This window comes from Amycolatopsis sp. NPDC021455 (assembly GCF_040640995.1).
GTDB lineage: Bacteria > Actinomycetota > Actinomycetes > Mycobacteriales > Pseudonocardiaceae > Amycolatopsis.
Genome location: NZ_JBFACT010000085.1, coordinates 1 through 23,487 on the forward strand (window position 1 = coordinate 1; position 23,487 = coordinate 23,487).

Sequence of the window (23,487 nt, forward strand, 5' to 3'; positions counted from 1 at the left end):
CCACGACGCTCTACCGATCTGTGCGTTGAGCGCACCCAATGTGGCGTTGGGTGCGTTGAGCGCACCCAACGCCACATTGGGGCGTTTGCCAAGCCACTGTCAACGAACCTCGGGCGCCCGCCCAGGTCACGCGGCCGGGCCGAACCGGCGGCGGTAAGCGCTCGGGCTGAGGCCCGTGTGGCGCCGCAGTTGCAGCCGCAGGTTCGCCGCCGTCCCGAACCCGCTCGCCTCGGCCACCCGGTCCAGGCGCAGCTCGCCGCGCTCGATGAGGCGGCAGGCCAGCGTCACCCGTTCCGTCGTCAGCCAGGCCAGCGGCGTCGTGCCCAACTCCGCGCGGAACTTCCGGTGCAGCGTCGCCGGGCTGGCCGACGCGCGGGCGGCCAGGTCGGCGACCGTCAGCGGCGTGTCCAGCCGCTCGAGGGCCCACGCGAGGACCGGCGCCAGCGACGTCTCCGGCACCGCGGGCACCGGTCGCGCGATGAACTGCCGCTGCCCGCCGTCGCGGTGGCCCGTGAACACCAGGCGGCGGCTGACCGCGTTGACGACCTCCGCGCCGTGGTCGCGCTGGATGATGTGCAGGCCGAGGTCGAGCGAGGCCGCGCTGCCCGCCGCCGTCAGGACGTTGCCCTCGTCGATGAACAGCACGTCCGGCTCCCAGCGCACGCGAGGGAACCGCGAGGCCAGCGAAGCGGCCCACTGCCAGTGCGTCGTCGCCCGCTTGCCGTCGAGAACGCCCGCCTCGGCGAGGGCGAACGCCCCTGTGCAGAAGCTGACCAGCCGGGCGCCGCGGTCGGCGGCCCGGCGGATCGCCGCGATGGTCGCCGGGGCCGTCGGCACGTCGGTGTCCGGCCGGGCGGGCACGATCAGGGTGTCCGCGGTGTCGGCGGCCTCGAGCCCGGCGACCCCGGACAGCGTGAACATACCCAGGTTCATCCGCACTTCCGGCGTCGCCGCGCAGAGCGTGAAGTCGTACCAGGGCCGATCCAGCTCGGGACGCCGGAGCCCGAACAACTCCGTCGCCACGCCCATCTCGAACGGGTTCGACTGCTCGGTGACGATGGCGACCACCCGGTGCGAGAATTCTTGCGGCATGTGCGATTCCTAGCACTCGTCCGACGCGAAAGCCAGGCGCAGGATGGTGACCATGAACCCGATCGACCTCAACGAAGTCCTGGCGAGCTTCGACGCCGCCTGGAGCCCGCGGATCGTCACCCGCGTCAACGACTACGACATCCGCCTCGCCCGGTTCGACGGCGAGCACGTCTGGCACGTCCACGAGCACACCGACGAGTTCTTCCTGGTCCTGGACGGCGAAATCGAGATCGGCCTGCGTGATCCGGACGAACGCGTCGTGACGCTGGCGCGCGGTCAGGTGTTCGTGGTCCCGAAGGGCACGTTCCACAAGCCGTCGTCGAAGGCGGGCGCGAGCGTGCTCCTGGTCGAGCCGTCCGGGACGCTGTCCGTCGGCGACGAGCACGACGAGGTGCCCGGCCACGTCGACGTCACGACCGGTCACCTGGTCTAGCTTCGGAGCATGCTGACTGTCGTACCCGTCGACCAGGCGCCCTGGGCGGACCTGCAGGCGATCTTCGGTGACCGCGGCGATCCGGCCCGCTGCCGGTGCCAGTACTTCAAGGAGACGCCCGCCGAATGGCGTTCGGGCACCCCCGCGGAACGCGCCGAGCGGTTCCGGACGCAGACCGCCGAGCACGCCACCGGGCTCGTCGCCCACCTCGACGGCGAGCCCGCCGGCTGGTGCGCGGTCGAGCCCCGCACCGCCTACCCGCACCTGCTCGGCAGCCGCGTCGTCTGGGCAGGCCGCGACGAGGACCCGGCCGACGACGGCGTCTGGGCGGTCACCTGTTTCGTCACGCGCAAGGGCTTCCGGCGCCAAGGGGTGAGTGCGGCCCTGGCGAAGGCGGCGGGCGACTTCGCCCGTGAGCGGGGTGCCCGGGCCGTCGAGGGCTACCCGATCCTCGTCGAGCCGGGGAAGAAGGTCGCCTGGCCCGCCGAACTGTTCGTCGGCACCGTCGGCATCTTCGCCGACGCGGGCTTCGCCGAAGTCAGCCGTCCGACCGCGCGGCGGGTCGTCATGCGGCTGACCTGCTGAGTCTCTCTCCGAAACGGCGTATCCTCGGCCGCATGAAACGGACATCGTTCGCGCAGTGGCCGTGCTCGATCGCGCGCACCATGGATCTGCTCGGGGACTGGTGGACCCCGCTGGTGCTGCGGGACGCCTTCTACGGCGTGCGCCGCTTCGACGAGTTCCAGCAGGCGCTCGGGATCGCGCGCAACACCCTCGCCGACCGGCTCAAGCGGCTGGTCGACGAAGGGCTGCTGGAGAAGGTGCCCTACCAGACCGAGCCGGTGCGCTACGACTACGTGCTCACCGAGAAGGGCCGCGACTTCTACCCGGTGCTGCTCGCGATGACCCGCTGGGGCGACAAGTGGCTCGCCGGCGAGGCCGGCCCGCCGATCACCGTCCACCACCTCGCCTGCGGGCACGACACGCACGCCGAAATCACCTGCGCCGGGTGCGGCGAGCCGATGACGCCGGACGACACGCGGATGCGCCGCGGGCCCGGGTTCCCGCCGCGGCTGGCGCGTCGCCCGGACGTCGAGGAGCGGTTCGCGCGGCAGGAGTGACGTTGACAGAGTAGGTCTATCTACGCAACTATCGTGGTCAGAAGGCTCTCTGAGAGGGGTGCGACCACGATGGAGTGGACCGGGGCGAGGTACGCCGACCTGCCGACGGCCGAGGTCTCCACCTGGATCGACGCCGCACCCGAGGACGTCTGGCCGGTGGTCTCGGACATCTCGCTGATGCCCGAGATGAGTCCGGAACTCCAGTCCGTCGAGTGGTGCGAAGAAGGCCGTAGGTTCCTTGGCCGCAGCAAGCACGACGCCTTCGGCGAGTGGGAGACGACGTCCTACGTCGTCGAGTGCGAAGCGCCGCGCGTCTTCGCGTGGGCCGTCGCCGACCCGGACCACCCCAGCGCGGTCTGGAAGTTCACGCTCGAGCCCGAAAACGGCGGCACCCGGCTGAGCCAGTGGATGCGGATGGGCCCGGGCCGGTCCGGGCTGTCGTTCGCCATCGACCGGATGCCGGAGAAGGAACAGAAGATCGTCTTCGTCCGCATGCGGGAGTTCGAGACGGCGATGGCCGGCACGGTCGCCGCGATCAAGGCCCGGATCGAAAACCGATGAAGACCGCCACGACTGTCGAGTTCTCGAAAGACACGCGCACGACGCTGGACTTCGTGCTGGAGGCGGAAAAGCTCGGTCTCGACGTCTGCTGGGTCGCCGAAGCCTGGGGCTCGGACGCGCCGTCCGCGCTGGGCTACCTCGCCGCCCGCACCGGCCGGATCCGGCTCGGCTCCGGCATCGTCCAGCTCGGCACGCGCACGCCGGTCGCGATCGCGCAGGCCGCGCTGACCCTGGCCGACCTGTCCGGCGGGCGGTTCTCGCTGGGGCTCGGGCCGTCCGGGCCGCAGGTGATCGAGGGCCTGCACGGCGTCCCGTTCGCGAAACCGCTGACGCGGATGCGGGAGACCGTCGAGATCATCCGCCAGGCTTTCGCCGGGGAGAAGATTTCGTTCTCCGGCCGGGCGTTCGAGATCCCGCTGCCCGGCGAGGCCCGGCCGATGCGGCTGTCCACCGCGCCGAACCCGGACATCCCGATCTACCTCGCGACGCTGTCGCCGAAGCTCCTGGAGCTCACCGGCGAGGTCGCGGACGGCTGGCTGGGCACCAGTTTCGTGCCCGAAGGCGCCGACGCGTACTTCACGCACCTCGACGCGGGGCTCGCGAAGGCGGGCAGGCAGCGCAAGGACATCGACGTCTGCCAGGGCGCCGAAGTCGCCTTCGCGGACAACGAGGATGAACTGCGCGTCATGGTCGGCGGCCGTAAGAAGGAACTCGCCTTCAGCCTCGGCGGGATGGGCTCGGCCACCACGAACTTCTACAACAACGCCTACAGCCGTCAGGGCTGGGCGGACGTCGCCGCCGAGGTCCGCGAGCGCTGGCAGGCCGGCGACCGCGACGGCGCCGCCGCGCTCGTCACCGACGAGATGGTGCTCGGCACGACGCTGATCGGCACCGAGGAGATGGTGCGCGAACGCTTGCGCGTCTGGCGTGCCACCGGGATCGACACGGTCCGGCTGTACCCGGCCGGTGAAACACTCGAAGCGCGTCTCACGACGCTTGGTCGCGCATTGGAGCTGATATGACCGGCGAGTGGCAGCGCACCGCGTGCAGCCTCTGCTACCTCAACTGCGGGCTGGAGGTCCAGCTCGACGGCCGGAAGATCACCCGCGTCCGCGGCGACAAGGCGCACCCGCGCTCGGGTGGTTACCTCTGCCAGAAAGCCCAGCGCCTGACCTGGTACGGCGACCACGAAGACCGGCTGACGACACCGTTGCGGCGTCGCCCCGACGGCACCCACGAGCCGATCGGCTGGGATACCGCGCTCACCGAAATCGCCGTGAAGCTGCACGCCCTCCGCGACGCCGACACCGCGGCCGGGCGGCCCGGCTCGTTCGCCTACGTCGGCGGTGGCGGTCAGGGCAACCACTCCGGCGGCGCGTACGGCGCGTCGCTGCTGAAGTGGATGAACTCGTCGCGCCACTTCAACGCGCTCTCGCAGGAGAAGACGGGCGACTTCTGGGTCAACGGCCGGCTGTTCGGCTCGACGAGCGTGCACACCGCCGAGGACGTCGAGCACTGCGACCTGCTCGTCGTGCTCGGCTGCAACCCCTGGCTGGCCCACGGGTTCACCAACGCGCGGCACGCGCTCAACACGATCAAGAACGACCCGGCCCGCCGGATGATCGTGATCGACCCGCGGCGCACCGAGACCGCCGAAATGGCGGACCTGCACCTGCCGCTGCGTCCGGGTACCGACGCCTACCTGCTGGCCGCGATCCTCGCGTTGATCCTGGAACGCGGCGGCGAAGACGCGGAGTTCCTCGCCGCCCGCACCGAAGGCTTCGACGAGGTCGCCGCCGTGCTGGCGAAAGTGCCGGTGGACGAGTGGATCGCGCACGCCGAAGTGTCCCGTGTGGACGTCGAACGCGCTGTCGACCTGATGTGCGCGGCGAAGGCGATGACCGTCCGCGTCGAGCTGGGCATCCAGCAGGGCCGGAACTCGACGCTCAACAGCTACCTCGAAAAGCTGCTGTACCTGCTCACCGGGCACTTCGGCCGCCGCGGCACGAACAACCTGCATTCGTGGCTGCTGCCGCTGTGGGGAGCGACGACCGGGCAGCGCTCCGAGATCACCGGGTTCGAGTACATCGGCGGCCTGCTCCCGGCGAACACCCTGGCCGAGGAGATCCTCGCCGACCACCCGAACCGGGTGCGTGCGGTGTGGGTCGAATCGTCGAATCCCGCGAACACCTTCGCGGGCACGCGGGACGTCGAGCGTGCGCTGCGGGCCGCCGAGCTGTCGGTGGTCGTCGACATCGCGTACACCGAAACCGCCGCGCTGGCCGACTACGTCCTGCCCGCGGCCTCCCAGCACGAGAAGTGGGAGTTCACGCTCTTCACCTTCGAATGGCCGACGAACTACTTCCAGCTGCGGCCGCCGTTGCTGGACCCGCTGCCGGGCACGCTCGTCGAAGCCGAGATCTACACGCGGCTGTTCGACGCGCTGGGCGTGCTGCCGACGTCCGACGCTCTTGCCGCGCTGGCCGCCGGGCCGCGTTCGGAGCTGCAGGCCGGGATCGCGGCGCTGGTCCAGGAAGTGCCGGAACGGGCGGCGATCCTGCCCGTGCTGCTCTACCGCACCCTGGGCGCGTCGCTGCCCGCCGGCGCGGCGTCGATCGCGCCGCTGTGGGCGGGCTGCCACCGCGCGGCGAAGACGATGACCGTGCAGGTGCAGCGAGCGCTGGGCAGTGACGCCACCGGACCGCGGTTGGGGGAGGAGCTGTTCTCGCGCGTGCTGGCCGGCCCCACGCCGTTTTCGGCCCACGAGCAGGACGAGGTGTGGAGCCTGATGCGCCGCGAGCGCGTCCGGCTGGCCGTGCCCGAGCTGCTGGATTGGCTGGCCTCCCTCGACCCGGCCGCCGACCGGCCGGCGCCGGAGTATCCGTTTTCGCTGCTCAACGGCCAACGGCGGGCGCACAACGCCAACCAGATCCTGCGTGACCCACGCTGGCGCCGCACCGATCCGGACGGCGCGCTGCGGGCACGTCCCGAGGAACTCGCGTCGATCGGCGCTGAGCCGGGCGACTGGGTGGCCGTCGTGACGGCGGCCGGGCGGGTGGTCGTCCGCGCCGAGGCCGACCCCGGGCTGCGGCCGGGACAGCTGGCGTTGCCGCACGGCTACGGCATGGCGCACCCGGACGACCACGGGCGGCGGGTGGTGAGCGGGCCGCGGATCAACCTCCTGACGGACCCCCTCGACCGCGACCCGATCGCCGGCACCCCGCACCACAAGGACGTCCCGGCACGCCTGGAACCGGCGACGGAGGAAGAACGGGCGCGCCTGACTGTCTCGAGTGGACGGTCTTGACGGTTCGGCGGTTTATAGTGGGACCCTGACCAAGGGGGGCTCATGCGCAAGATCGTCTCGAACCTGTTCATTTCCCTCGACGGCGTGGTCGAAGCACCGGACAAGTGGTCGCTGCGGTACTGGAGCGACGAAATCGGCCAGGCCGTCGGCGCCGGGATGGCGGCGGCCGACGCGATGCTGCTGGGCCGCGTCACGTACGAGGGGTTCGCCGAGGCCTGGCCCGGCCGGACCGTCGAGGACGACGAGGGCGCCGAGTTCATGAACAACGTGCGCAAATACGTGCTTTCGTCGACGCTGTCCGCGGTCGCGTGGAACAACTCGACCCTGCTGACCGGCGATCCGGCCGAGGCCGTCCGGGCCCTGAAAGCCGGCCCGGGCGGCGACATCATGACCAGCGGCAGCACCACGACGGTGCGGTGGCTGCTGGGCGAAGGCCTGGTGGACGAGCTGAACCTGCTGCTCTACCCGATCGTCGTCGGCCGCGGGAAGCGGCTGTTCCCCGAGCAGGGGCCGTCGTTCCCGCTGGAGCTGCGGAAATCGGCGGCGTTCGGCAACGGCGTCGTCCGGCTGACCTACGTGCCGGCGTGATCACGCCGTTCCGGATCGACGTCCCCGAGGCCGACCTCGAGGACCTGCGCTCGCGCCTGCGGCGGACCCGCTGGCCGGAGGGTGAGCCGGTGGACGACTGGAGCCAGGGCACGCCGCTGGGCTACCTGCGTCCCCTGTGCGAATACTGGGCTTCGGAGTACGACTGGCGTCGCACGGAAGCGCGGCTGAACCGATTTCCGCAGTACCGCACGGAAATCGACGGCCTCGGCATCCATTTCCTGCACGTGCGTTCGCCGGATCCGGCCGCGTTGCCGCTGATCCTCACCCACGGCTGGCCCGGCTCGTTCGTCGAATTTTCGAAGGTGATCGAGCCGCTCTCGGCGGAGTTCCACCTGGTGATCCCGTCGCTGCCGGGCTACGGCTTCAGCGACAAGCCGTCGTCGCCGGGGTGGGGCATCGAGCGGATCGCGGCGGCATGGGCGTCGTTGATGGCCCGCTTGGGGTACTCGCGCTATGGCGCACAGGGCGGTGACTGGGGGACGTCGATCACGACGTCGCTGGCCCAGCAGGACGCGGCCCACCTGGCGGGCATCCACCTGAACCCGCCGATCGCCGCACCCGACCCGGCGACGTTGGGCGGCCTGACCCCGGCCGAGCGGGCCGCGCTGGACGCGTTGAAGCACGCGCAGCGCTGGGAGGACGGCTATTCGGTGCTGCAGTCGACGCGCCCGCAGACGATCGGCTACAGCCTGCTCGACTCCCCGGCCGGGCTGTGCGGCTGGCTGGTGGAGAAGTTCCACGCCTGGTCCGACGGCTTCCCGTTCACGCGCGACGAGCTGCTGGACGACATCACGCTGTACTGGCTCACCGGCACCGCGGCGTCGTCGGCCAGGTTGTACTGGGAGAGCATCCGCAAGGTCCAGAAGTGGTTCTCCGAGGCGACCGACGACACGGTGGACGTCCCGGTGGGGTGTTCGATCTTTCCGGCGGAAATGCCCCGGCCGTCACGGCGCTGGGCCGCGAAGCGGTACACGGACATCCGGCACTGGAACGAGCTGGACCGAGGCGGCCACTTCGCGGCTTACGAGCAACCCGAGTTGTTCGTCGAGGAGGTCCGGACGTTCTTCAGGCTGGTCCGCTAGCGCTTGAACCCCTTCGGGTCGGCGAGGTAGCGGTCCAGCCCGGGATCCTCGTGCAGTTCGGTGAACTCGTCCCGGATCGCCCATCCCGGCTCCAGCTCCGCCCGCAACCGGGCCAGAGCCGCGCGGACATCGGTGTTGAACCGCTCGCACCGCGCCTCCCGCCACGGCCCGGGGTCGGGCGGGTAGTCCCCGTTCATCGACTCGTCGTACTGCATCGCGAGGTCGTCCAGCTCCGCCCGCAGCGAAGGGGTGATCGGCAGCCGGTCCAGGTCGGCGGGGCCCTCGTCGAGGGTCCAGAGCACCGTGCCGGAACCCGCGTCGAAGAAGAACCTCAGCTCAGTTGACCTGCCTCGACTGTCCGCGCCAGAACGGCTCCCGGAGCTTGAACTTCTGGATCTTGCCCGTGGCCGTGCGGGGAAGCTCATCCAGGAACTCTATCCGCTTCGGGCACTTGTACCCCGCCAGATAACCGCGGCAGTGCGCGATCAGCTCCTCGGCCGTGACGTCTCCGTCCACCACGACCAGCGCCGTCACCAGCTCGCCCCACTTCTCGTCCGGGATGCCGATCACCGCGGCCTCGCGGATCGCCGGGTGCGAGTTCAGCGCGTCCTCCACCTCGATCGACGACACGTTCTCGCCGCCCGAGATGATCACGTCCTTCTTGCGGTCGGCGATCGTCAGGTACCCCTCCGAGAACGTCCCGCCGTCGCCGGTGTGGAACCAGTTGCCCTCCTGCACCCGGGCCGTCTCCGCCGGGTTCTCCCAGTAGCCGTCGAGGTTGTGGTTCGACTGCGCGAGCACCTCGCCGTCCGGGTCCACCGCGATCCGGACGCCCAGCGCCGGCGTGCCCGCGCGGCCCAGCAGCCGGGCCTGCTCGTGCGGGTCCTTGTCCGCCCACTCGCCGCGCATCCGGTTGACCGTGAGCAGCGGCGCGGTTTCGGTGAGCCCGTAGATCTGGATGAACTCCCAGCCCAGTTCCGCGCGGACCCGCTCGATCGTGCGCGTCGGCGGCGGGGCGCCGGCCACGACGATCCGGACGCGGTCGCGGCCGGGGATTTCGCCCTCCCACGAGGCGGCGCCGTCCAGCGCGGCCGTGACGACCGCGGGCGCCGCGCACAGGATCGTCACGCCGTGTTCCTCGATGCGCCGCAGGATCTCGGTGCCGTCGACCTTCCGCAGCACGATGTGCCGCCCGCCGAGCCCGGTCACCGCGTACGGCATGCCCCAGCCGTTGCAGTGGAACATCGGCAGGGTGTGCAGCAGGACGTCGTTGTCGTTCAACGTCGTGTGCAGGCCGAAGACGACGGCGTTCAGCCAGATGTTGCGGTGGGTCAGCTGGACGCCCTTCGGCCGCGCGGTCGTGCCCGAGGTGTAGTTGATGGTCGCGGTCGCCGACTCGTCGCCGTCCCACGGCCGCGGTGACCCGTCACCGCCCCAGATCGCGTCGTCGTCGCGGCCCAGGACGAAGACGTGCTTGGCCGTCACCGTGTCCAGCAGGTGTGCCAGCTCGGGGTCGACGATCAGCACCTCCGCGCCGGAGTGCTCCACTATGTACTCGACCTCGGCCGGGGCGAGCCGGAAGTTGACCGGCACCAGGATCCGGCCCCAGCCGGACACGCCGAAGAACGACACGAGCAGGCGCGCGGCGTTGTGCGACACCATCGCGACCCGCCCGCCGGCCGGCACGCCCAGCGCGTCGAGGTTGGCGGCCTGCGCGCGGGCCCGCCGCGCCACCTCGCGGTAGGTGAGCGAACCCCAGCTCGGCGCGGGCTGGTTCGGTTCGTCGACCACCGCGACCCGGTCCGGGTACACCGTTTCCGCGCGGTCGAGGAAGTCCCGGACACCCAGATCGAAGAACATGCCCCCGATGATGACCCTTCGCGGGTGCTCACACCAGTCCGATGTGGTTCGCTGGAGCCGATGGACTTCGACACGGTGGCCGGCGAGCTCTACGGGGGCGACCTCGCGGAGTTCGTCAGCGCGCGCAACGCCGCGGCGAAGGCCGCGAAGGCCGAGGGCGACGCCGAGCTCGCGGCGAAGATCCGCGAGCTGCGGAAGCCGACGACGGCCGCGGCGATCGTCAACCGCCTGGCCCGGGAAGACCCGGACGAGCTGCGTGAGCTGGCGGAGCTGGGCGACGAGCTGCGGGACGCGCACACCCGGCTGGCCGGCGACGAGCTGCGCGCGCTGACCCGCCGCCGCGGCGAGCTCGTCCGGCGGATCAGCCACGGGCTGCCGTCGATGAGCGACTCGGTGTCCCGCGAAGTCGAAGCGACCCTGGAAGCCGTCGCGGCCGACCCGGACACCGCCGCGCTCGCCCTCGCCGGGCGGCTGACGTCGGTGGCGCACCAGGACACCGACCAGTGGTTCACCCTGGCCGCGAGCGTGCCGCCCGCCACCGGGCAACGCCCGAAGAAGCTGGTGGACAAGGCGGAACCGGCGAAGCCGAAGCGGGATCACCGCCGCGAAGAAGAGGAGCGGGCGCGGGCCCGCGCGGAACGCGACCGCCTGCGCAAGGAAGCGGCCGAGCGGGCCAAGGACCGCGCGGTGGCCGAGCGCGACCTCGTCCGCACCGAACGCGCCGCCGAGCAGGCGACGGCCCGCGTCGAAGACCTGCGCACGCGCCTGGCCGAGGCCGAGGAGCGCGCCGAGCGCGCGACGGCGGAGTTCGAACAGGCCAAGGAGACCTACGAGCAGGCCGACGCGGCCGCCGAAGAAGCCCGGAAAGCCGCCGACGCCGCTCGCTGACGCGTGCTAACGTGCCAGTGCGCCCCGGATGGGCCTACGCACGGAGGTAGTGGCTACTCAGCCCCCTTGAGATCGACACGTTCTGCTTTTCCTGGCAGGAGTGTGCCTCCGCGCGCCCGATCCGTGTCGGCTCACGGCCTCCGGTGACCTCTTCATCGGAAAGGACCACCTTGATCCACCTCACCACCACCGGCGCTCGCACGGGCCGGAAGCACCGGGTCACCTTGGGAGCCCTGGACATCGACGGCCGGCTGGTCGTCGTCGCTTCGGCGATGGGCTCGCCGAAGCACCCCGCGTGGTACCACAACCTCCGCCGGAACCCGCTGGTCACCGTGGAGACCGGGACGGAGACCTTCGAAGCGGCGGCGGTGCTTCCGCCGGACCGCGACGAGCTCTTCGCCGCCGTCGTCGAGCGGGAGCCGGGGTTCGCGGCCTACCAGGAGCGAACGACCCGGGTGCTGCCGGTCGTCGAGCTGCGGCGGCTCGACGCCTGATCAGAGCAGCACTTCGGCCAGCCGCCGCTGGTTCGCCAGCTCCGCTTCGGGTGACGGGCCGAGCACCTGCACCGCCACGTGGTCCGCCCCGGCGTCCACATGGGACCGAAGCCCCTTCGCGATGGTCTCCGGCGAGCCGTGCAGGACGAGGTCGTCGATGAGGCGGTCGCTGCCGCCGCCGGCGACGTCGGCCTCGGTGTACCCGTGGCGCAGCAGGTTGTTCACGTAGTTCCGCAGGCCCAGATAGGGCTCGCGGACGTACGGGCGGCCGATGGCGCGCGCGGCCACCGGGTCTTCGTCGACGACGACCTTCTGCTCCGGCGCGAGCAGTTTGCCCGGGCCCAGGACGGACCGGGCGTGCCGCGTGTGCGCGACCGGCACGAGGTACGGGTGCGCGCCCGCGGTGCGCTCGGCGGCCAGCTTCAGCACGCGGTCGCCGAGCGCGGCGAGGATCCGGGCGTCGGCCGGGACGCCGGCCGCGTCGAGCCGGTCGAGGTAGCCGACGATCTTTTCGTAGGGGCTGCGGTACTCCGTGACCGATTCGGGGTGCCCGACGCCGATGCCGAGCAGGAGCCGCTGCCCGTACCGGCCGGCGAGCCGGTGGTAGGACTCCGCGAGGGTCTCCGGCTCGTCGACCCACATGTTCACGATCGCCGTCGCCACGGTGATGTGCTCGGTCGCGGCGAGCACGTCCTCGACGAACGCGAGGTCGCCGACGGAGTTCCGGCCGGTGCCGAACCAGACCGTGCCGTAGCCGAGCTCGTCGGCCGCGATCGCCTGCTCCTTCCGGGTCGCGTCGTCGCGGTGCGGGGCCAGGAACACGCCGAACTGCTTCACTACACTCGTCATACAACCGAATGTAGCAAATGTAGCGTTCACGCGGCCAGGCGGTGGAGCCATTCCCTCAGCAGCTGGCGCTCGGTGGTCGTCAGCGCGTCGGTGTCGTCGGTGAGCGCGGTCGACAAAGCGACCGCTAGCGCGCTCACTGACGATCCTTCAGCCGGGCGATCGGCGAGCAGCCCGGCCAGGACCGACTCCCTGACCTGCGCCGACATGGCCAGGTCGCGGCTTTCCTCGGGCTGGGCGATCAGGCTGAGCGTCACGCCGCTGTTGGCCGCCGCGAGCTGGCGCGCCGCCTCCGCCGCCTCGACGCGCAGCCGGCCTTCGCGCGCCAACGGCGTGAACAGTTCCAGCAGCATCGCCTCGGCGCTCGAGGTCAGGTTGCACGGCACGCCCGGCTCGATCTGGCCGTAGAGCAGCACGTAGAAGGCGGGGTGCGCGAGGCCGTACTCGACGTGCCGGTCCCAGCCCGCGCGGATCCGCTCCACCGGATCGCCGTCCGGCGACGGGGCCTGGACGTACTGGGTGAAGCCGTAGTTGACCACGGCGTCGAGCAGGCCCTGCTTGCTGCCGAAGTGGTGGTACAGCGTGGGGGCCTGGACGCCGGCGCGTTCGCAGATCGCCCGCGTCGACACCGGCCCGTCGCCGGCCTCGTGCAGGAGCTGGGCGGCGGCCAGCAGCAGGCGGTCGCGGGTACTGGTGGCGTTGCTCGATCGTCCGGCCATGTAGCAATTGTAACGGTGACTGGTAACGGTCAGCGCAGCCGCAGCTGGAGGTTCCGGAGGGCGGCGAACGCGTCGAGGACCTCCGGATCGGTCGTGGCCGCGGCCGGGTGCACCGACCGGTAGCCGTCGAGCAGCGCTTCCCGCAGTTCGTCCCGCTGCGGCAGGCGCCCGAGCGCGGCGTGGGCCACGGCGAGGTCGTAGGCGTAGTGCCCGAACCCGCAGCCGTCGAAGCCGACCACGCGGACGCGGCCGCGGTGGAACAGGTAGTTCTCCTGCTGCAGGTCGCCGTGCACCAGGCCGAAGACGTCGGCGCCGTACCCCAGCCCGGCACGCACCGCGCGGACGCGCGCCACCGTCTCGCGGATCCGTTCGTCGCCCCCGGCCTGGGCCACCGCCCGGTCGACGACGGCCGCGGAGAAACCGTCCACCTGCGTCCGGCCGAAGTCGGTCAGGTCGTCGACGCGGCCGCGGTCGAGGCCGTTCATCCGCGCGCCGTGCAGGTGCAACCGCGCGGTGAACTCGCCGACCGCGTACAGCTGCGGCGCGCCGAGCCGCTCGTCGACGAACCGGCCCTCGACCCAGTGGCAGAGCACGCAGGTGCGGGGTTCGGGCACCGCCGGGTCGGCGACCACGGTGACCAGGTCCCGTCCGCGCGTCGGCACCGGCAGGGGGACGACGAGGTCGGTTTCGCGGCGCAGCGCGGCGAGCCAGGCCAGCTCGGACCGCACCTGCGCGGCACCGGGGCCGTCCGGCCGCTGCACCCGCAGCACGTACCGGTGGCCGTCCGCGCTGTCGACGCGGAACGTCGTGTTGAGCCCGTGCCCCAGCGGCGTCAGCCGGGCCACCGGCACGTCGTAGGCGGTCAAGGCCGCTTCGGCGAGCCGGCGCAGGCGGCGCGTGCGGCCGGAGCGGTCGAGTTGCGCGAACGGCCGGCTGTTCGCCTGGAAGTCGGCCATCGCCCAGGTGCTCAGCTGATCGACCGTTCGGGTTCGCGGGCGTGCGAGACCAGCGCGAAAGCGGGCGTCGTGTGCCGGCCGCCGCCCAGCCGCTCCACTCCGCACAGGCCCTCGACCAGCCGCTCGACCTCGGTGTCCGGCCGCACGCCCAGGCGGATGAACTGGCTGGTCATGCCGATCTTGTTGCCGCACTGGCGCACCAGCAGGTGGTGCTCGGCGAGCAGGTGGTCGCACAGCTCGGCGCCGTCGACCGAGCCCGGCAGCTTGACGAGCAGGAAGTTCGCCTGCGACGGGTACACCGTCAGCTCCGGGAACTGCGCGAGCTGCGAGCTCATCATGAACCGGTCGAGCGCGAGCTTCTTCAGGCTGTCCTCGTACTCCGCGCGGTGCTCGGCGAGCATGAAGATCACGGCCTCGGCGAGCGAGTTCAGGTTCCACTTCGGCAGCGCGGCCGACAGCTTGCGCGTCAGCGCCGGGTTGGACACCTGGTAGCCGAACCGGATCCCGTGCAGCCCGAAGTTCTTGCCGAGGCTCTTGAGCACGATCACGTTCGGCCGCACGACGGCTTCGGCGGCCACCGACGGATTCCGCTCGACCTCGACGAAATCGACGAACGACTCGTCGATCACCACGAGGTCGAGGTCTTCCAGCGCGTCCATGAACCGGAGCACCTCACGGCGCGGCAGGTATCCGCCGTCGGGGTTGTTCGGGTTGCACAGCACCGCCACCCGGGAGCCGCGGCGCTTGATGAAGTCGATGTACTCGTCCACGCGGAGCTCGAAGCCGTCGGCTTCCTTGAGCAGGAACATGTCGACGCGCTTGCCGGTCTCCATCGGCTGGTCGGTCCAGCGGCCGAACGTCGGGATCGGCACGGCGACGCTGGACCCGACCAGCAGCTGGTCGATCCAGGTGATCAGCTCGGTCGAGCCGTTGGCGAGGGAGATCGTCGACGGGTTGAGCCGCAGCACGCTCGCCAGCTGCGCGGTGATCGCGCCGGCGTCGCTGGGGTAGAACTTGAGGATCGTGCGGAGACCGCGTTCCAGCTCGCCGAACATCTCGTCGGTCGGGAAGTACGGGTTGCAGGGAATGCAGAAGTCCGCGAGGTCGTCCGCGTGCTGTCCCATCGCCCTGGCCACGGAGAAGAACGACGGGCTGTGGGCCTTGTCCTGCTGGAAAAGGCCACTGGTGGTCATACCGTGCCGCACGCGTGTTCTCCGTCCGCCGCATTACCGGCCCCTTGCCTTCCCATCGGGGACACGTGCGAATCGGACGGCCGGTTCAATGCCGGACAACGCGTAGATCCCGGTGCCGGCGAGCGCTGCCGTGGCCAGCACGGAAAGGGCGAGAACCGGCAACGGTGCGGCCAAGGGTGAGACACCGGTGAAGGACTCGGCCCCGATCACGGCGGTCAGCACGGCGTCGGAGACGACGGCGGCCACCACGACACGCATCCGGTGCGCTTCGGGCCACCGGGTGAACCGCAGCAGCCAGGCGATGGCGGGGAGCACGAGGATCGCGTGCATCGCGACGGCGTGCAGCGGCTTGAGCGCGCCCGCCGTGGTGTAGGCCAGCTGCGGGTCGCCGCCGCGGGCGGCCGCGACCCCGCGGCCGATCATCACCGCGCCGGTGGCCAGCGCGACCAGCAGCACGACCAGGCCGGCGCGGATGGCCAGCCGCAGGCTCGGCGCGGCCGGTCCCGGCTCCACCAGCGCGGCGGCGGTGAAGCCGATGACGGTCAGGATGATCACCCCGCCGCCCGCGGCGAGCGTCATGGAGACGGTGTTGTCGAACGGCGTCTCGAAGTTGAAGTGCGACGGCACTCCGCGCCACACCTGCATGCTGACCAGCGCGACCTCGACGACGCTCGCGGCGGTGAAGGCGCCGAGCAGGACGTTGCGCAGGCCTGGGCGGATGGTGAGGAACGACGTCGCCCAGGCGACCGACGCGAGCGTCAGCCCGAACGACAGGCCGAAGGTGACGGCCTTGCGCATCGACAGCGGCCCCAGCCACGAGCCGCCGGTGGCGACGAGCACGATCGCGTGCACGGTGCCGCTCAGGAACAGTGCCGCGCCGACGGCGTAGGCGATCCGCTCGGCTCGCCTGCTCTCGTGCCGGATCCGGGTGAGTGCGTTCATGGCGCCGAGTGTCGCCCGGCGGACCGCGTCACCGCGTCGGCCCGGCGGCGGCACCGTGACGTACGACGACGTGCGTACGGCAGCCGGTGAGAATGTCGAAAAAGCATTGGTAAAGGAATTCCATGCTTCTTGACGGAATATTAACGGAACCCGTGTCCGGTGCCACTCTGCAGGCGGATGCGAGGTGGTCGAAGGAGTTCTACTCTGCGAACATGTACATCGCACTGCTGACCTACACAGCGCCCGAAACGGAAGTCGACTACGCGCTACCGGACCATTCGGACTGGATGCGCAAACAATTCACGAAAGGAATTTTCCTGGTTGCCGGAAAAGGCAACGGCCGGGCGGACCAGGTGATCCTGACGCGGTCGTGCCTGCGCGGCAAGCTCGACGCCGTGCTCGCCACCGATCCGTTCGTCATCCAGCGGCTCGCCCGGTACGACGTCATCGAGTTCACCGCCACGCGCACCGCCCAGGAGCTGCTGGCGATCAACGAGGCCATCGCCTCCTGAGAAGTCCCGTCACGGCCGGGTGGCCCGGCGACGATGCCCCGCCACCTGCCGGCGAAGAACGCTCGCCCGCTGGTCCGCGTCGCGCTCGCTTATGATCGCGAAGCACGGATGTCCAGCAGGGAGAGTGCGATGAAGACCCCCGACCTCGTTTTCCGGGGCCGCCGGTTGAGCAGTGACCGCGCGCTGGTGCTGGCCGCGGTCGAGGTGCTCCTGGACCCGTCGGCCGCACAGACTGCCGCAACTGCCGCCCGGACCGCCGTCGCCGACGGCGCCGACCTCGTGAGTTTCGCCGGAACCGGCGTCGAACCCCTGGTCGCGTGGGCGCGGGAGACTTTCCCCGGCCTGTTCGTCGCGGTGGACACCGCGGACCCTTCGGTCGCCGCAGCCTGCTGCGAAGCGGGCGCCGACCTGATCGTCGCGCGAGCCGACCTCTCCGGCGTCGCGGCCCGGTTCGGGACGGGCTATGTCGCCTCTTCGCTGCCCGATGCGGCGGGATTGCCCGCCGACGGCATGGTCCTGGACGCCGGGGTGCTGCGGACGGCGGTGCCGCCGCCGGGGGACTTCCCCGTGCTGGCCGAGGTGGCCGGAGACGGCACGCCGGCCGGCCTGGCCCTCGCGGCGCTGGCGGCGTCGGCGGGGGTGGCGATCATCCGGACCACGCACGTGCGCGAGGTGCGTCAGGTGGCGGAGATGGCGGCGAGCATCGCGGGCACCCGCCCGCCGGCGAAGGCGGTCCGATGGGAATGATCCGGCAGATTTGGCCCACCGCGCGCGATCTCGGCGAGGAGGACCTCGAGCAGCTGTACCGGTATCCGGACGGCCCCCGCTGGCTGGCGGTGAACTTCGTGTCGAGCACGGACGGCGCGATCACCGTCGAGGGCCGTTCGGCGGGCCTGTCGACCCCGGCCGACCGGATCGTCTACCGGCTCGGCAACGACCTGGCCGACGTCGTCCTGGTGGGCGCGGGAACGGCGATGGCGGAGGGGTTCGAGGGCATGCGCCCCGACGAGCACACGGCCGATCGCCGCCGCCGGTTCGGCTTGGCCCCGATCGCCCCGGTGGCGGTGGTGACGACGGGCCTCTCCCTGCCCGCGGACGCCCCGGTGATCACGAAGGCGGCGGTCCCGACACTCGTCTTCACCTGCTCGGCGGCGACGCCGGAGTTGCGTGACGCGTGGACGGCCAACGGCGCCCGGGTGTTCGTCGTGGGGGACGCGGAGGTGCCGGGCGAGCGCGTGGTCGAGACGCTGGCGGCGGAGGGCCTGAGCCGCATCGACTGCGAAGGCGGGCCGAGGCTGTTCGGCTCGTTGATCGAGGCGGGAGTGGTCGACGAGTTCCGGCTGACGGTGGCGCCGTTCCTGGTGGCGGGCGCCGCGAGCCGCGCGGCGGCAGGCGGGGTCGTCGATCCGGCCGAGCTGGAGCTGGCTTCGGTGCTCACCGACGGATCCAGTGTCCTGCTGCGGTACCTGACTCCGCGCTAGCGCTGTACCGCACCTGTTACACCATGATCGCGGAACGCGGACATCGTCCGGGCACCGTGAGCGCATGCGAAGTCGTTCTCTCCTGCTCGCTGCTGTGCTCGCCCTGACCGTCGCTTCGCCGGCGGAGGCCATCGTGGGCGGCACCGAGTCGGCGCGGGCCTACTCGTTCATGGGCTCGTTCCAGCCTGCCTTCCCCGCGCCACCGAGGCCGGACAAACACGGCTGTGGGGTCGAAGTCCTCGCGCCGCAATGGGTGCTGACCGCCGGCCACTGCGCGGGCAAGAACCCGACCGGGGCGAAAGCCGGTGTCCCGCGCGGCTGGCGGGTCCGGATCGGCTCGCTGGACACGACGTCCGGTGGCACGCTCGCCGAGGTCGATCACTACTACCGGCTGGCGACCAGCAGCGACGAAGGTGGTTTCTGGGGCCGGGACCTGGCGTTGCTGCACCTGCGGACGCCCGTGCGGGCCGAACCCGTGCGCATCGCCGCGACCACGCCGGCCGACGACACGCCCGTCCGCATCCTGGGCTGGGGCATGACCTGTGACGACAGCGCCGATCCGGCGTGCTTTCCCACCCGGCTGCGGGAAGCCGACACCGTGGTGCAGCCGATCTCGGTCTGCACGTCGGCCGCGCCCAGCGGAGAGCTGTGCGTCGGCAGCCGCGACGGCCGGGTCGCCGCGAGCAACATGGACTCCGGCGGCCCGGCCCTGGTCCGCGACGGCGGCAAGTGGGCGCTGGCCGGTGTGGTCAGCGGTCCCAGCGGTCCCGGTGAGCCGGTGCTGTACACCGACGTCACGAGGCACGCCGGGTGGATCAACGGCATCATCGGCGGCACCGACGTCCCCGCCGACGACCCGGTCCCGAACGTGGAAGGCGCGGTGGAACTGTACGGCTGTGTGGGCTCGGTGGTCCGCGCTCCCGCTTCGCGGCCGAAGGATCCCGCGCTGTTGCTGACCAACGGTCACTGCGTGCAGGGACAGCGGCCGGCGCCCGGAACCGCGCTGGTGGACCGGCCCGCCGACCGCGAGGTGCCGATCGCCGACCGCCAGGGCTACCCCCAGGCCACCGCCCGCGCGAACCGGCTGCTGTACGCGACGATGACCGGCACCGACATCGCGCTCTACCGGCTGGACAAGACCTACGCGCAGCTGACGGCCGAGGGGGCGAAGATCTTCCGCCTCACCGACACACCGGTGCGCGCCGGTGACGCGCTGACCATGGCCGCCACGAGCAGCCGTTTGACGTGCACCGCCGAGGCCGTGGTCACGCACCTGCGCGAGGGCGGCTACCAGCAGGACGACTCGATCCGCTACGCGACGAGCGACGACTGCGCCCCTTGGCACGGCACGTCCGGTTCGGCGCTGCTGGCTCCCGACGGCACCACGGTCGTGGGAATCCACAATACCCACAACGACGCCGGCGAGCAGTGCACCGACGACAACCCCTGCGAGGTGGGCCCGGACGGCACCGTGACCTCAGTGCGGGGGCGTGGCTACGGGCAGCAGGTGTACCGGATCGCGGCCTGCCTGGCCAAGGGGTCGAAGCTGGACCTGGCCAACCGGGACTGCACGCTGTCCGCGCGTTTTGTCGGTGGTCTCCGGTAGCGTGGAAAACGGGGGGTGCTCAATCCGGTTCACCTTGCTGCACAAGGGAAATCTTGCTCCGTACCCACTGCGGAGATCACCCGGTTCAGCGATGATGTTCGCACGCTTGTTCGGGTACCGTCGAAGACATGACCACCACGCGAAGACCTCCGCGGCGCCCCGGAATGGCGCTGCTGCAAGGAAAACTCCTACAACAACCGCCGGAAATGGTCCGGCAGCGGCAGTTCCCGAGCCTGTGCCCGGGTCAGCCACGCGAAGTCGTCGTGCTCGGCGGGATCGAGCACGACCTCGCCGGTCCCGTCTTCGTCCACTGTGTACACATAGGCGTGGATCCGCATCGCGCGCCCCGTGATGTCCGGCCACGAATCCCGCGCCAGCTCGCCGGTCACCCGGACCGTCAGCCCGGTTTCCTCGGCCACTTCACGCACCGCCGTGGCTTCGAAAGGTTCGCCGGGCTCGGCGGTCCCGCCGGGAAGTTCCCAGCGGCCGGCGAGGAACACGTCCGCTCCCCGGCGGAGGAACAGCACTCGATCGTCCCGGGCGATCCAGCAGTAGGCCAGGTGCTTGTGCGCGATCTCCGTCATGCGCGCGATTCTCGCTCAGTTGGTCTTGGACGTCGGCAGGTGGGCGCCCAGGTACCCGACGTACACCGTCCCGGTGCGGTCGGTGTCGTCGAGGAAGTGCAGGCGCGGCGCCGGGGATTTGAAGCGCTCCAAGGCGATGTGGGCGCCGAAGTAGTCCCGGCCCGCCGGGTTCGTCCGGGGGTCGACGCGGAACGTGCGGGCCTGGCGGAGCCGTTCGTTCGTGGTCACCGTGTCGGATTCGGCCAGGGCGATGATGTTGGCGCTGATCAGCGAACCCGGCTGGCCGGTGCGGGCGAACGCGAGCACGTCCGAGAGCTCGGGCCCGGGGTCCTGGCCCGCGGCGAGCAACGACGTCCGCGTGCCGGCATAGGCGTCGAGGGTGCGGAGCGCGTCCCACGCCTTGCGGCGCCAGGCAGCCGCCTTCGGGTGGTGGTCGAGGATCGCGGCCGGGGCCGGTTCGGCCGTGATCGCGAGGTGCTTGAGCGTCGCCGCGGCGGTGCCGATCAGCTCGGCGAAGCTGGGGAACTCCTCCGGCGGGCGCCCGGCGGCGGCGACCTCGTCGTCCGCGTCGTGGTGGCGGGCGAGCCTGCCCGCCAGCAGCCCGTTGATGCGTCTGAGCTCGTCGCGTTCGGCCTCCGTCTCCTCGAACGCGCGCGCGTAGTCGTCCAGCTCCTCCTGCAGCCGCGCCAGCTGGTTCCGCAGGCAGGCGACATCGGTGGCGCACACGTCCTCGAGGCGACGGCGGAGCGCCTTCACCTCGCAGGCGTGCCGATCCCGCTCCTCGGCGTGGGCCTTCGCCTTCTTCCGCAGGATCGTGATCACGCCCCGGGCCTCGGCGAGTTCGCGCTCGGCGCGGTTGAGCTTCTCGGTCAGCTCGGCGTCGGGCTCGCGCTCCGGCGAAGCGAACGGATCGGCCTCGTACCAGGCCCGCACGCTCGGCACCTCCGCCCACTCGGGCGGCAGGGGCGTCCGGCCGCGTGCCTGGATGAACTTCGTGATCGCACTTTCGAGCGCCTCGCCGGGCACCGGGCTGGCGGTCTCGACGAAATCCGGGAGCTGGTCACACGGCGGCGCGTACAGCCGCGCGCCCAGCGGCACCGCGCAACCGAGGGGCAGGTGCCGGTTGAGGGTGCGGCGGAAGCGGTCGTCGACGTCGAACACGTTGACCAGGCCGGGCCAGCCCTCCACCGGCACCGTCGGCGGCTCGGTGAGCACCAGCACCGCCGACGTCCGCCACGGCGCCACCAGCGCCTCGCCCAGCAGGTCGGCGAGGTGGTCGCATTCCTTGCGCGACCAGCCCCGCATCGCCAGCACCGGCGTTTCGATGGGGATTTCGTCGCTGCCGCTGGCGCCCAGCTCCTCCAGGCCGATCCGCTGCGCGGGCGCTTCGTGGCAGCTGCGCCACGGCCGCGTGCACGCCGCGGCCAGCAGCCACGCCACCCGGTCCTCGCCGGCGTGGTAGCACAGCGAAAGCAATACCTGAACGGAGTAGCGGCCCTCGCCGCCTTCGTAGGCGAACTTCAGGTCGCAGCGGCGCGATCCGCCGTCGTCGGAGGAGCCGAGGTCGGTCACCGTGTAGTCGTCGTGCTGCCGCTGGCGGGTGATCAGCCTGCTGCGCAAGGCGTCCAGGGGGCGTTTCCCCTCGGTGGGGACCAGTCCGTGGTGCCAGATCCGGTGCACCCCCACAGGACTCAACTCCGTTCGCCGGGAACAGGGACCTCAGGCGAAGATAGCGGATCCTGTGACCGTTCGAACGCGGGGCGTCACCTCACTCGCGCGTCCAGAGGCAGAACGGATGCCCGGCCGGGTCGAAGCACACGCGGACGTCGTCCTGCGGCTGGAAACCCGCGACGACGGCGCCCGCGGCGGTCGCCCTCGCCGTCGCCTCCTCGAGGTCGTCGACCTCGATGTCGAGGTGCAGCTGCATCTGCTGCGCCCCGTCGGCCGGCGGCCACACCGGCGGGACGTGCCCGGTCTCCAGCTGGAACGACAGGCCCGCGCCGCCGTCGTCCGGGCGCAGCGTCACCCACTCCGGTTCGTCGGTGCGGATCGGCCAGCCGAGCAGTTTCGAGTAGAACTCGGCGAGCGCGCGGGGTTCCGGCGTGCCGAGCACGGTGGAGGTCAGCTTCATGATCGGGTAGTACCCGCCCGCGCGGATCCCTACCGGGATGTTCCGGTCTGCGTGTCGAAGTAGGCGACCGGCGGGCCGACGCGCCGCCACGACGTCGTCGCGAACACCGCGGCACCCGCCAGCGCGAGCACGGCGGTGACGACGGCCAGCGTCATGCCGATCCGGCCGAAATCCGGCCGTGGCCGCGTGTCGGCGCAGAGGCCGAAGATCAGCGCCAGCACGCTGATCGGCAACAGCCCGAACCACAGCGCGCCGAGAACCAGCACGAACGCCTGCGCGACCCAGGAGTACGCCCACGCCGCCACCAACTGCGGCCGGACGAGCAGCCAGGCCGCCCAGGTCGCGACCGCCAGCGTGCAGCCGGACGCGCCGACCGCGAGCGACGCGACCGCCAGGCCGCGGCCGGGCCGGGTGGTTTCTCCGGCCTCGGCTTCAGCTGCCCCCATGCCGGGAACATCCAGGCCGGACGTCCGAGCGTTACCGACCGGCGACTGAGTGTCCACAAAGGACTATCCACATGCCTTTGGTCACGTTCCGTGCTCGAAGTGCCACATCGCTCCGGGGCTGTCCCTCACCTGGCGGGATGCACGTCCGGAGTGGACGTCGTTACAGACTTCACTCGTTAGGACGTTCCCATCGGGACATCGAGCCTGCTCACCGGGGTTGGCCTGACTTTCCGTAGCAAAAACTCTCCCGATCATTGCTCCGTTGTGAAACCATTGGGCCGTTCGCGGGGAGAGGGCCCCGCGAGGGGGACTCACCGTCACGGCCAGCGTCCCCATGCAGATCCCCAGGGGAGAGGAGATCGACCATGTCGACGCCCACGGACACCAAGCCCGAAGAGACCCCGGAGCCGGTCGAGGAGCCGGCCCAGCCGGTGGTCGAGTGGACCGACCAGGACGGCAAGGTCCACGACCACCCGGTCCACACCGACTGCGCGGCCGGCTGCTACCAGGTCGTCAAGCCCTGACCGCACCCGGGCTCCGCATCGCCCGCCTGCTGATCTTCGACCGGTAGGCGGGCTTCCTTTTGGCAAGGGCTGTGCTGTCATTAGAGAGTGCCTGTGACGA

At 71.0% G+C, this 23,487-nt stretch carries 27 protein-coding genes; 15 read left to right on the forward strand and 12 right to left on the reverse strand.

Translation table 11 applies throughout. From position 1 onward, the window contains the following. Positions 1-126 precede the first annotated feature (126 nt). On the reverse strand, positions 127-1,092 hold the full coding sequence (locus AB0G28_RS43955; RefSeq protein ID WP_361103801.1) for a helix-turn-helix domain-containing protein: 966 nt from the start codon (positions 1,090-1,092) through the stop codon (positions 127-129). A gap of 43 nt (positions 1,093-1,135) precedes the next feature. Here AB0G28_RS43955 and AB0G28_RS43960 point away from each other — a divergent pair, with 43 nt between their 5' ends. The 8 genes from AB0G28_RS43960 (at position 1,136) to AB0G28_RS43995 (ending at position 8,205) form a co-directional block, all read left to right on the forward strand. After that, on the forward strand, positions 1,136-1,525 hold the full coding sequence (locus AB0G28_RS43960) for a cupin domain-containing protein (protein ID WP_361103803.1): 390 nt from the start codon (positions 1,136-1,138) through the stop codon (positions 1,523-1,525). 9 nt (positions 1,526-1,534) lie between these two features. Further along, complete coding sequence (locus tag AB0G28_RS43965) at positions 1,535-2,110, forward strand: GNAT family N-acetyltransferase (protein ID WP_361103805.1); 576 nt, start codon at positions 1,535-1,537, stop codon at positions 2,108-2,110. Positions 2,111-2,142: 32 nt separating this feature from the next. Beyond that, positions 2,143-2,646, forward strand: coding sequence for a helix-turn-helix domain-containing protein (locus tag AB0G28_RS43970; RefSeq protein WP_361103807.1), 504 nt, complete (start codon positions 2,143-2,145; stop codon positions 2,644-2,646). 69 nt (positions 2,647-2,715) lie between these two features. After that, on the forward strand, positions 2,716-3,207 hold the full coding sequence (locus tag AB0G28_RS43975; RefSeq protein ID WP_361103809.1) for an SRPBCC family protein: 492 nt from the start codon (positions 2,716-2,718) through the stop codon (positions 3,205-3,207). Next, a complete protein-coding gene (locus AB0G28_RS43980; RefSeq protein WP_361103811.1) occupies positions 3,204-4,229 on the forward strand; it encodes an LLM class flavin-dependent oxidoreductase in 1,026 nt (341 codons plus the stop codon). The genes AB0G28_RS43975 and AB0G28_RS43980 overlap by 4 nt, the downstream gene beginning before the upstream one ends. Beyond that, on the forward strand, positions 4,226-6,514 hold the full coding sequence (locus AB0G28_RS43985; RefSeq protein ID WP_361103813.1) for a molybdopterin-dependent oxidoreductase: 2,289 nt from the start codon (positions 4,226-4,228) through the stop codon (positions 6,512-6,514). The genes AB0G28_RS43980 and AB0G28_RS43985 overlap by 4 nt, the downstream gene beginning before the upstream one ends. Before the next feature lie 42 nt (positions 6,515-6,556). After that, positions 6,557-7,102 carry a dihydrofolate reductase family protein gene (locus tag AB0G28_RS43990; protein ID WP_361103815.1) on the forward strand — a complete coding sequence of 182 codons (546 nt, stop codon included), beginning with the start codon at positions 6,557-6,559 and terminating at the stop codon, positions 7,100-7,102. Further along, positions 7,099-8,205: an epoxide hydrolase family protein gene (locus tag AB0G28_RS43995; protein WP_361103817.1), complete on the forward strand. Its 1,107-nt coding sequence runs from the start codon at positions 7,099-7,101 to the stop codon at positions 8,203-8,205. The genes AB0G28_RS43990 and AB0G28_RS43995 overlap by 4 nt, the downstream gene beginning before the upstream one ends. Here AB0G28_RS43995 and AB0G28_RS44000 read toward each other — a convergent pair. Together AB0G28_RS44000 and AB0G28_RS44005 are read right to left on the reverse strand one after the other, a co-directional pair. Beyond that, on the reverse strand, positions 8,202-8,507 hold the full coding sequence (locus tag AB0G28_RS44000) for a hypothetical protein (RefSeq protein WP_361103819.1): 306 nt from the start codon (positions 8,505-8,507) through the stop codon (positions 8,202-8,204). The two genes, AB0G28_RS43995 and AB0G28_RS44000, sit on opposite strands and share 4 nt — an antisense overlap. Before the next feature lie 34 nt (positions 8,508-8,541). Further along, on the reverse strand, positions 8,542-10,065 hold the full coding sequence (locus AB0G28_RS44005) for an AMP-binding protein (RefSeq protein WP_361103821.1): 1,524 nt from the start codon (positions 10,063-10,065) through the stop codon (positions 8,542-8,544). Positions 10,066-10,125: 60 nt separating this feature from the next. Here AB0G28_RS44005 and AB0G28_RS44010 point away from each other — a divergent pair, with 60 nt between their 5' ends. Next, complete coding sequence (locus tag AB0G28_RS44010; protein WP_361103823.1) at positions 10,126-10,953, forward strand: hypothetical protein; 828 nt, start codon at positions 10,126-10,128, stop codon at positions 10,951-10,953. A gap of 170 nt (positions 10,954-11,123) precedes the next feature. Beyond that, positions 11,124-11,447 (forward strand): nitroreductase family deazaflavin-dependent oxidoreductase, encoded by a 324-nt coding sequence (locus AB0G28_RS44015; protein ID WP_361103825.1) that lies wholly within the window; start codon positions 11,124-11,126, stop codon positions 11,445-11,447. On the opposite strand, the gene AB0G28_RS44020 is transcribed toward AB0G28_RS44015, so the two are convergent. From AB0G28_RS44020 to AB0G28_RS44040, 5 genes are read right to left on the reverse strand one after another with little or no spacing between them, the layout of a single operon-like run. After that, entirely contained in the window at positions 11,448-12,296 is an 849-nt protein-coding gene (locus AB0G28_RS44020) for an LLM class F420-dependent oxidoreductase (protein ID WP_361103827.1), read from the reverse strand. It abuts the gene before it with no gap. A 26-nt stretch (positions 12,297-12,322) separates the two neighbouring features. Further along, entirely contained in the window at positions 12,323-13,012 is a 690-nt protein-coding gene (locus tag AB0G28_RS44025; RefSeq protein WP_361103829.1) for a TetR/AcrR family transcriptional regulator, read from the reverse strand. Positions 13,013-13,041: 29 nt separating this feature from the next. Beyond that, complete coding sequence (locus tag AB0G28_RS44030) at positions 13,042-13,968, reverse strand: phosphotransferase (RefSeq protein WP_361103831.1); 927 nt, start codon at positions 13,966-13,968, stop codon at positions 13,042-13,044. A gap of 11 nt (positions 13,969-13,979) precedes the next feature. Then, a complete protein-coding gene (locus AB0G28_RS44035; protein WP_361103833.1) occupies positions 13,980-15,161 on the reverse strand; it encodes a histidinol-phosphate transaminase in 1,182 nt (393 codons plus the stop codon). Positions 15,162-15,194: 33 nt separating this feature from the next. Beyond that, positions 15,195-16,103: a hypothetical protein gene (locus AB0G28_RS44040; protein ID WP_361103835.1), complete on the reverse strand. Its 909-nt coding sequence runs from the start codon at positions 16,101-16,103 to the stop codon at positions 15,195-15,197. Between the two features lie 212 nt (positions 16,104-16,315). On the opposite strand from AB0G28_RS44040, the gene AB0G28_RS44045 reads away from it, so the two are divergent. The 4 genes from AB0G28_RS44045 to AB0G28_RS44060 all read left to right on the forward strand — a co-directional run bounded on the left by AB0G28_RS44045 (position 16,316) and on the right by AB0G28_RS44060 (position 19,702). Continuing rightward, the gene (locus tag AB0G28_RS44045) at positions 16,316-16,615 is read left to right on the forward strand and encodes a hypothetical protein (protein WP_361103837.1); all 300 of its coding nucleotides are present in this window, start codon (positions 16,316-16,318) and stop codon (positions 16,613-16,615) included. 129 nt (positions 16,616-16,744) lie between these two features. Next, positions 16,745-17,362 (forward strand): dihydropteroate synthase, encoded by a 618-nt coding sequence (locus AB0G28_RS44050; protein ID WP_361103839.1) that lies wholly within the window; start codon positions 16,745-16,747, stop codon positions 17,360-17,362. Next, positions 17,359-18,096, forward strand: a complete 738-nt coding sequence (locus AB0G28_RS44055; RefSeq protein ID WP_361103841.1) for a dihydrofolate reductase family protein — start codon at positions 17,359-17,361, stop codon at positions 18,094-18,096. Before AB0G28_RS44050 ends, AB0G28_RS44055 begins: the two co-directional genes overlap by 4 nt. Positions 18,097-18,160: 64 nt before the next feature. Then, positions 18,161-19,702 carry a serine protease gene (locus AB0G28_RS44060; protein WP_361103843.1) on the forward strand — a complete coding sequence of 514 codons (1,542 nt, stop codon included), beginning with the start codon at positions 18,161-18,163 and terminating at the stop codon, positions 19,700-19,702. A gap of 188 nt (positions 19,703-19,890) precedes the next feature. Here the strand turns inward: AB0G28_RS44060 and AB0G28_RS44065 are convergent, their stop codons facing one another. The 4 genes from AB0G28_RS44065 to AB0G28_RS44080 all read right to left on the reverse strand — a co-directional run bounded on the left by AB0G28_RS44065 (position 19,891) and on the right by AB0G28_RS44080 (position 22,863). Continuing rightward, positions 19,891-20,286: an NUDIX hydrolase gene (locus tag AB0G28_RS44065; protein WP_361103845.1), complete on the reverse strand. Its 396-nt coding sequence runs from the start codon at positions 20,284-20,286 to the stop codon at positions 19,891-19,893. Positions 20,287-20,301: 15 nt separating this feature from the next. Continuing rightward, positions 20,302-21,972: a hypothetical protein gene (locus AB0G28_RS44070; protein ID WP_361103847.1), complete on the reverse strand. Its 1,671-nt coding sequence runs from the start codon at positions 21,970-21,972 to the stop codon at positions 20,302-20,304. 82 nt (positions 21,973-22,054) lie between these two features. Next, positions 22,055-22,417, reverse strand: coding sequence for a VOC family protein (locus tag AB0G28_RS44075; RefSeq protein WP_361103848.1), 363 nt, complete (start codon positions 22,415-22,417; stop codon positions 22,055-22,057). 29 nt (positions 22,418-22,446) lie between these two features. Continuing rightward, complete coding sequence (locus AB0G28_RS44080) at positions 22,447-22,863, reverse strand: hypothetical protein (RefSeq protein ID WP_361103850.1); 417 nt, start codon at positions 22,861-22,863, stop codon at positions 22,447-22,449. Between the two features lie 365 nt (positions 22,864-23,228). Between AB0G28_RS44080 and AB0G28_RS44085 the strand changes: the two genes are divergently transcribed. Next, positions 23,229-23,387, forward strand: a complete 159-nt coding sequence (locus AB0G28_RS44085; RefSeq protein WP_361103852.1) for a hypothetical protein — start codon at positions 23,229-23,231, stop codon at positions 23,385-23,387. Positions 23,388-23,487: the final 100 nt, after the last annotated feature.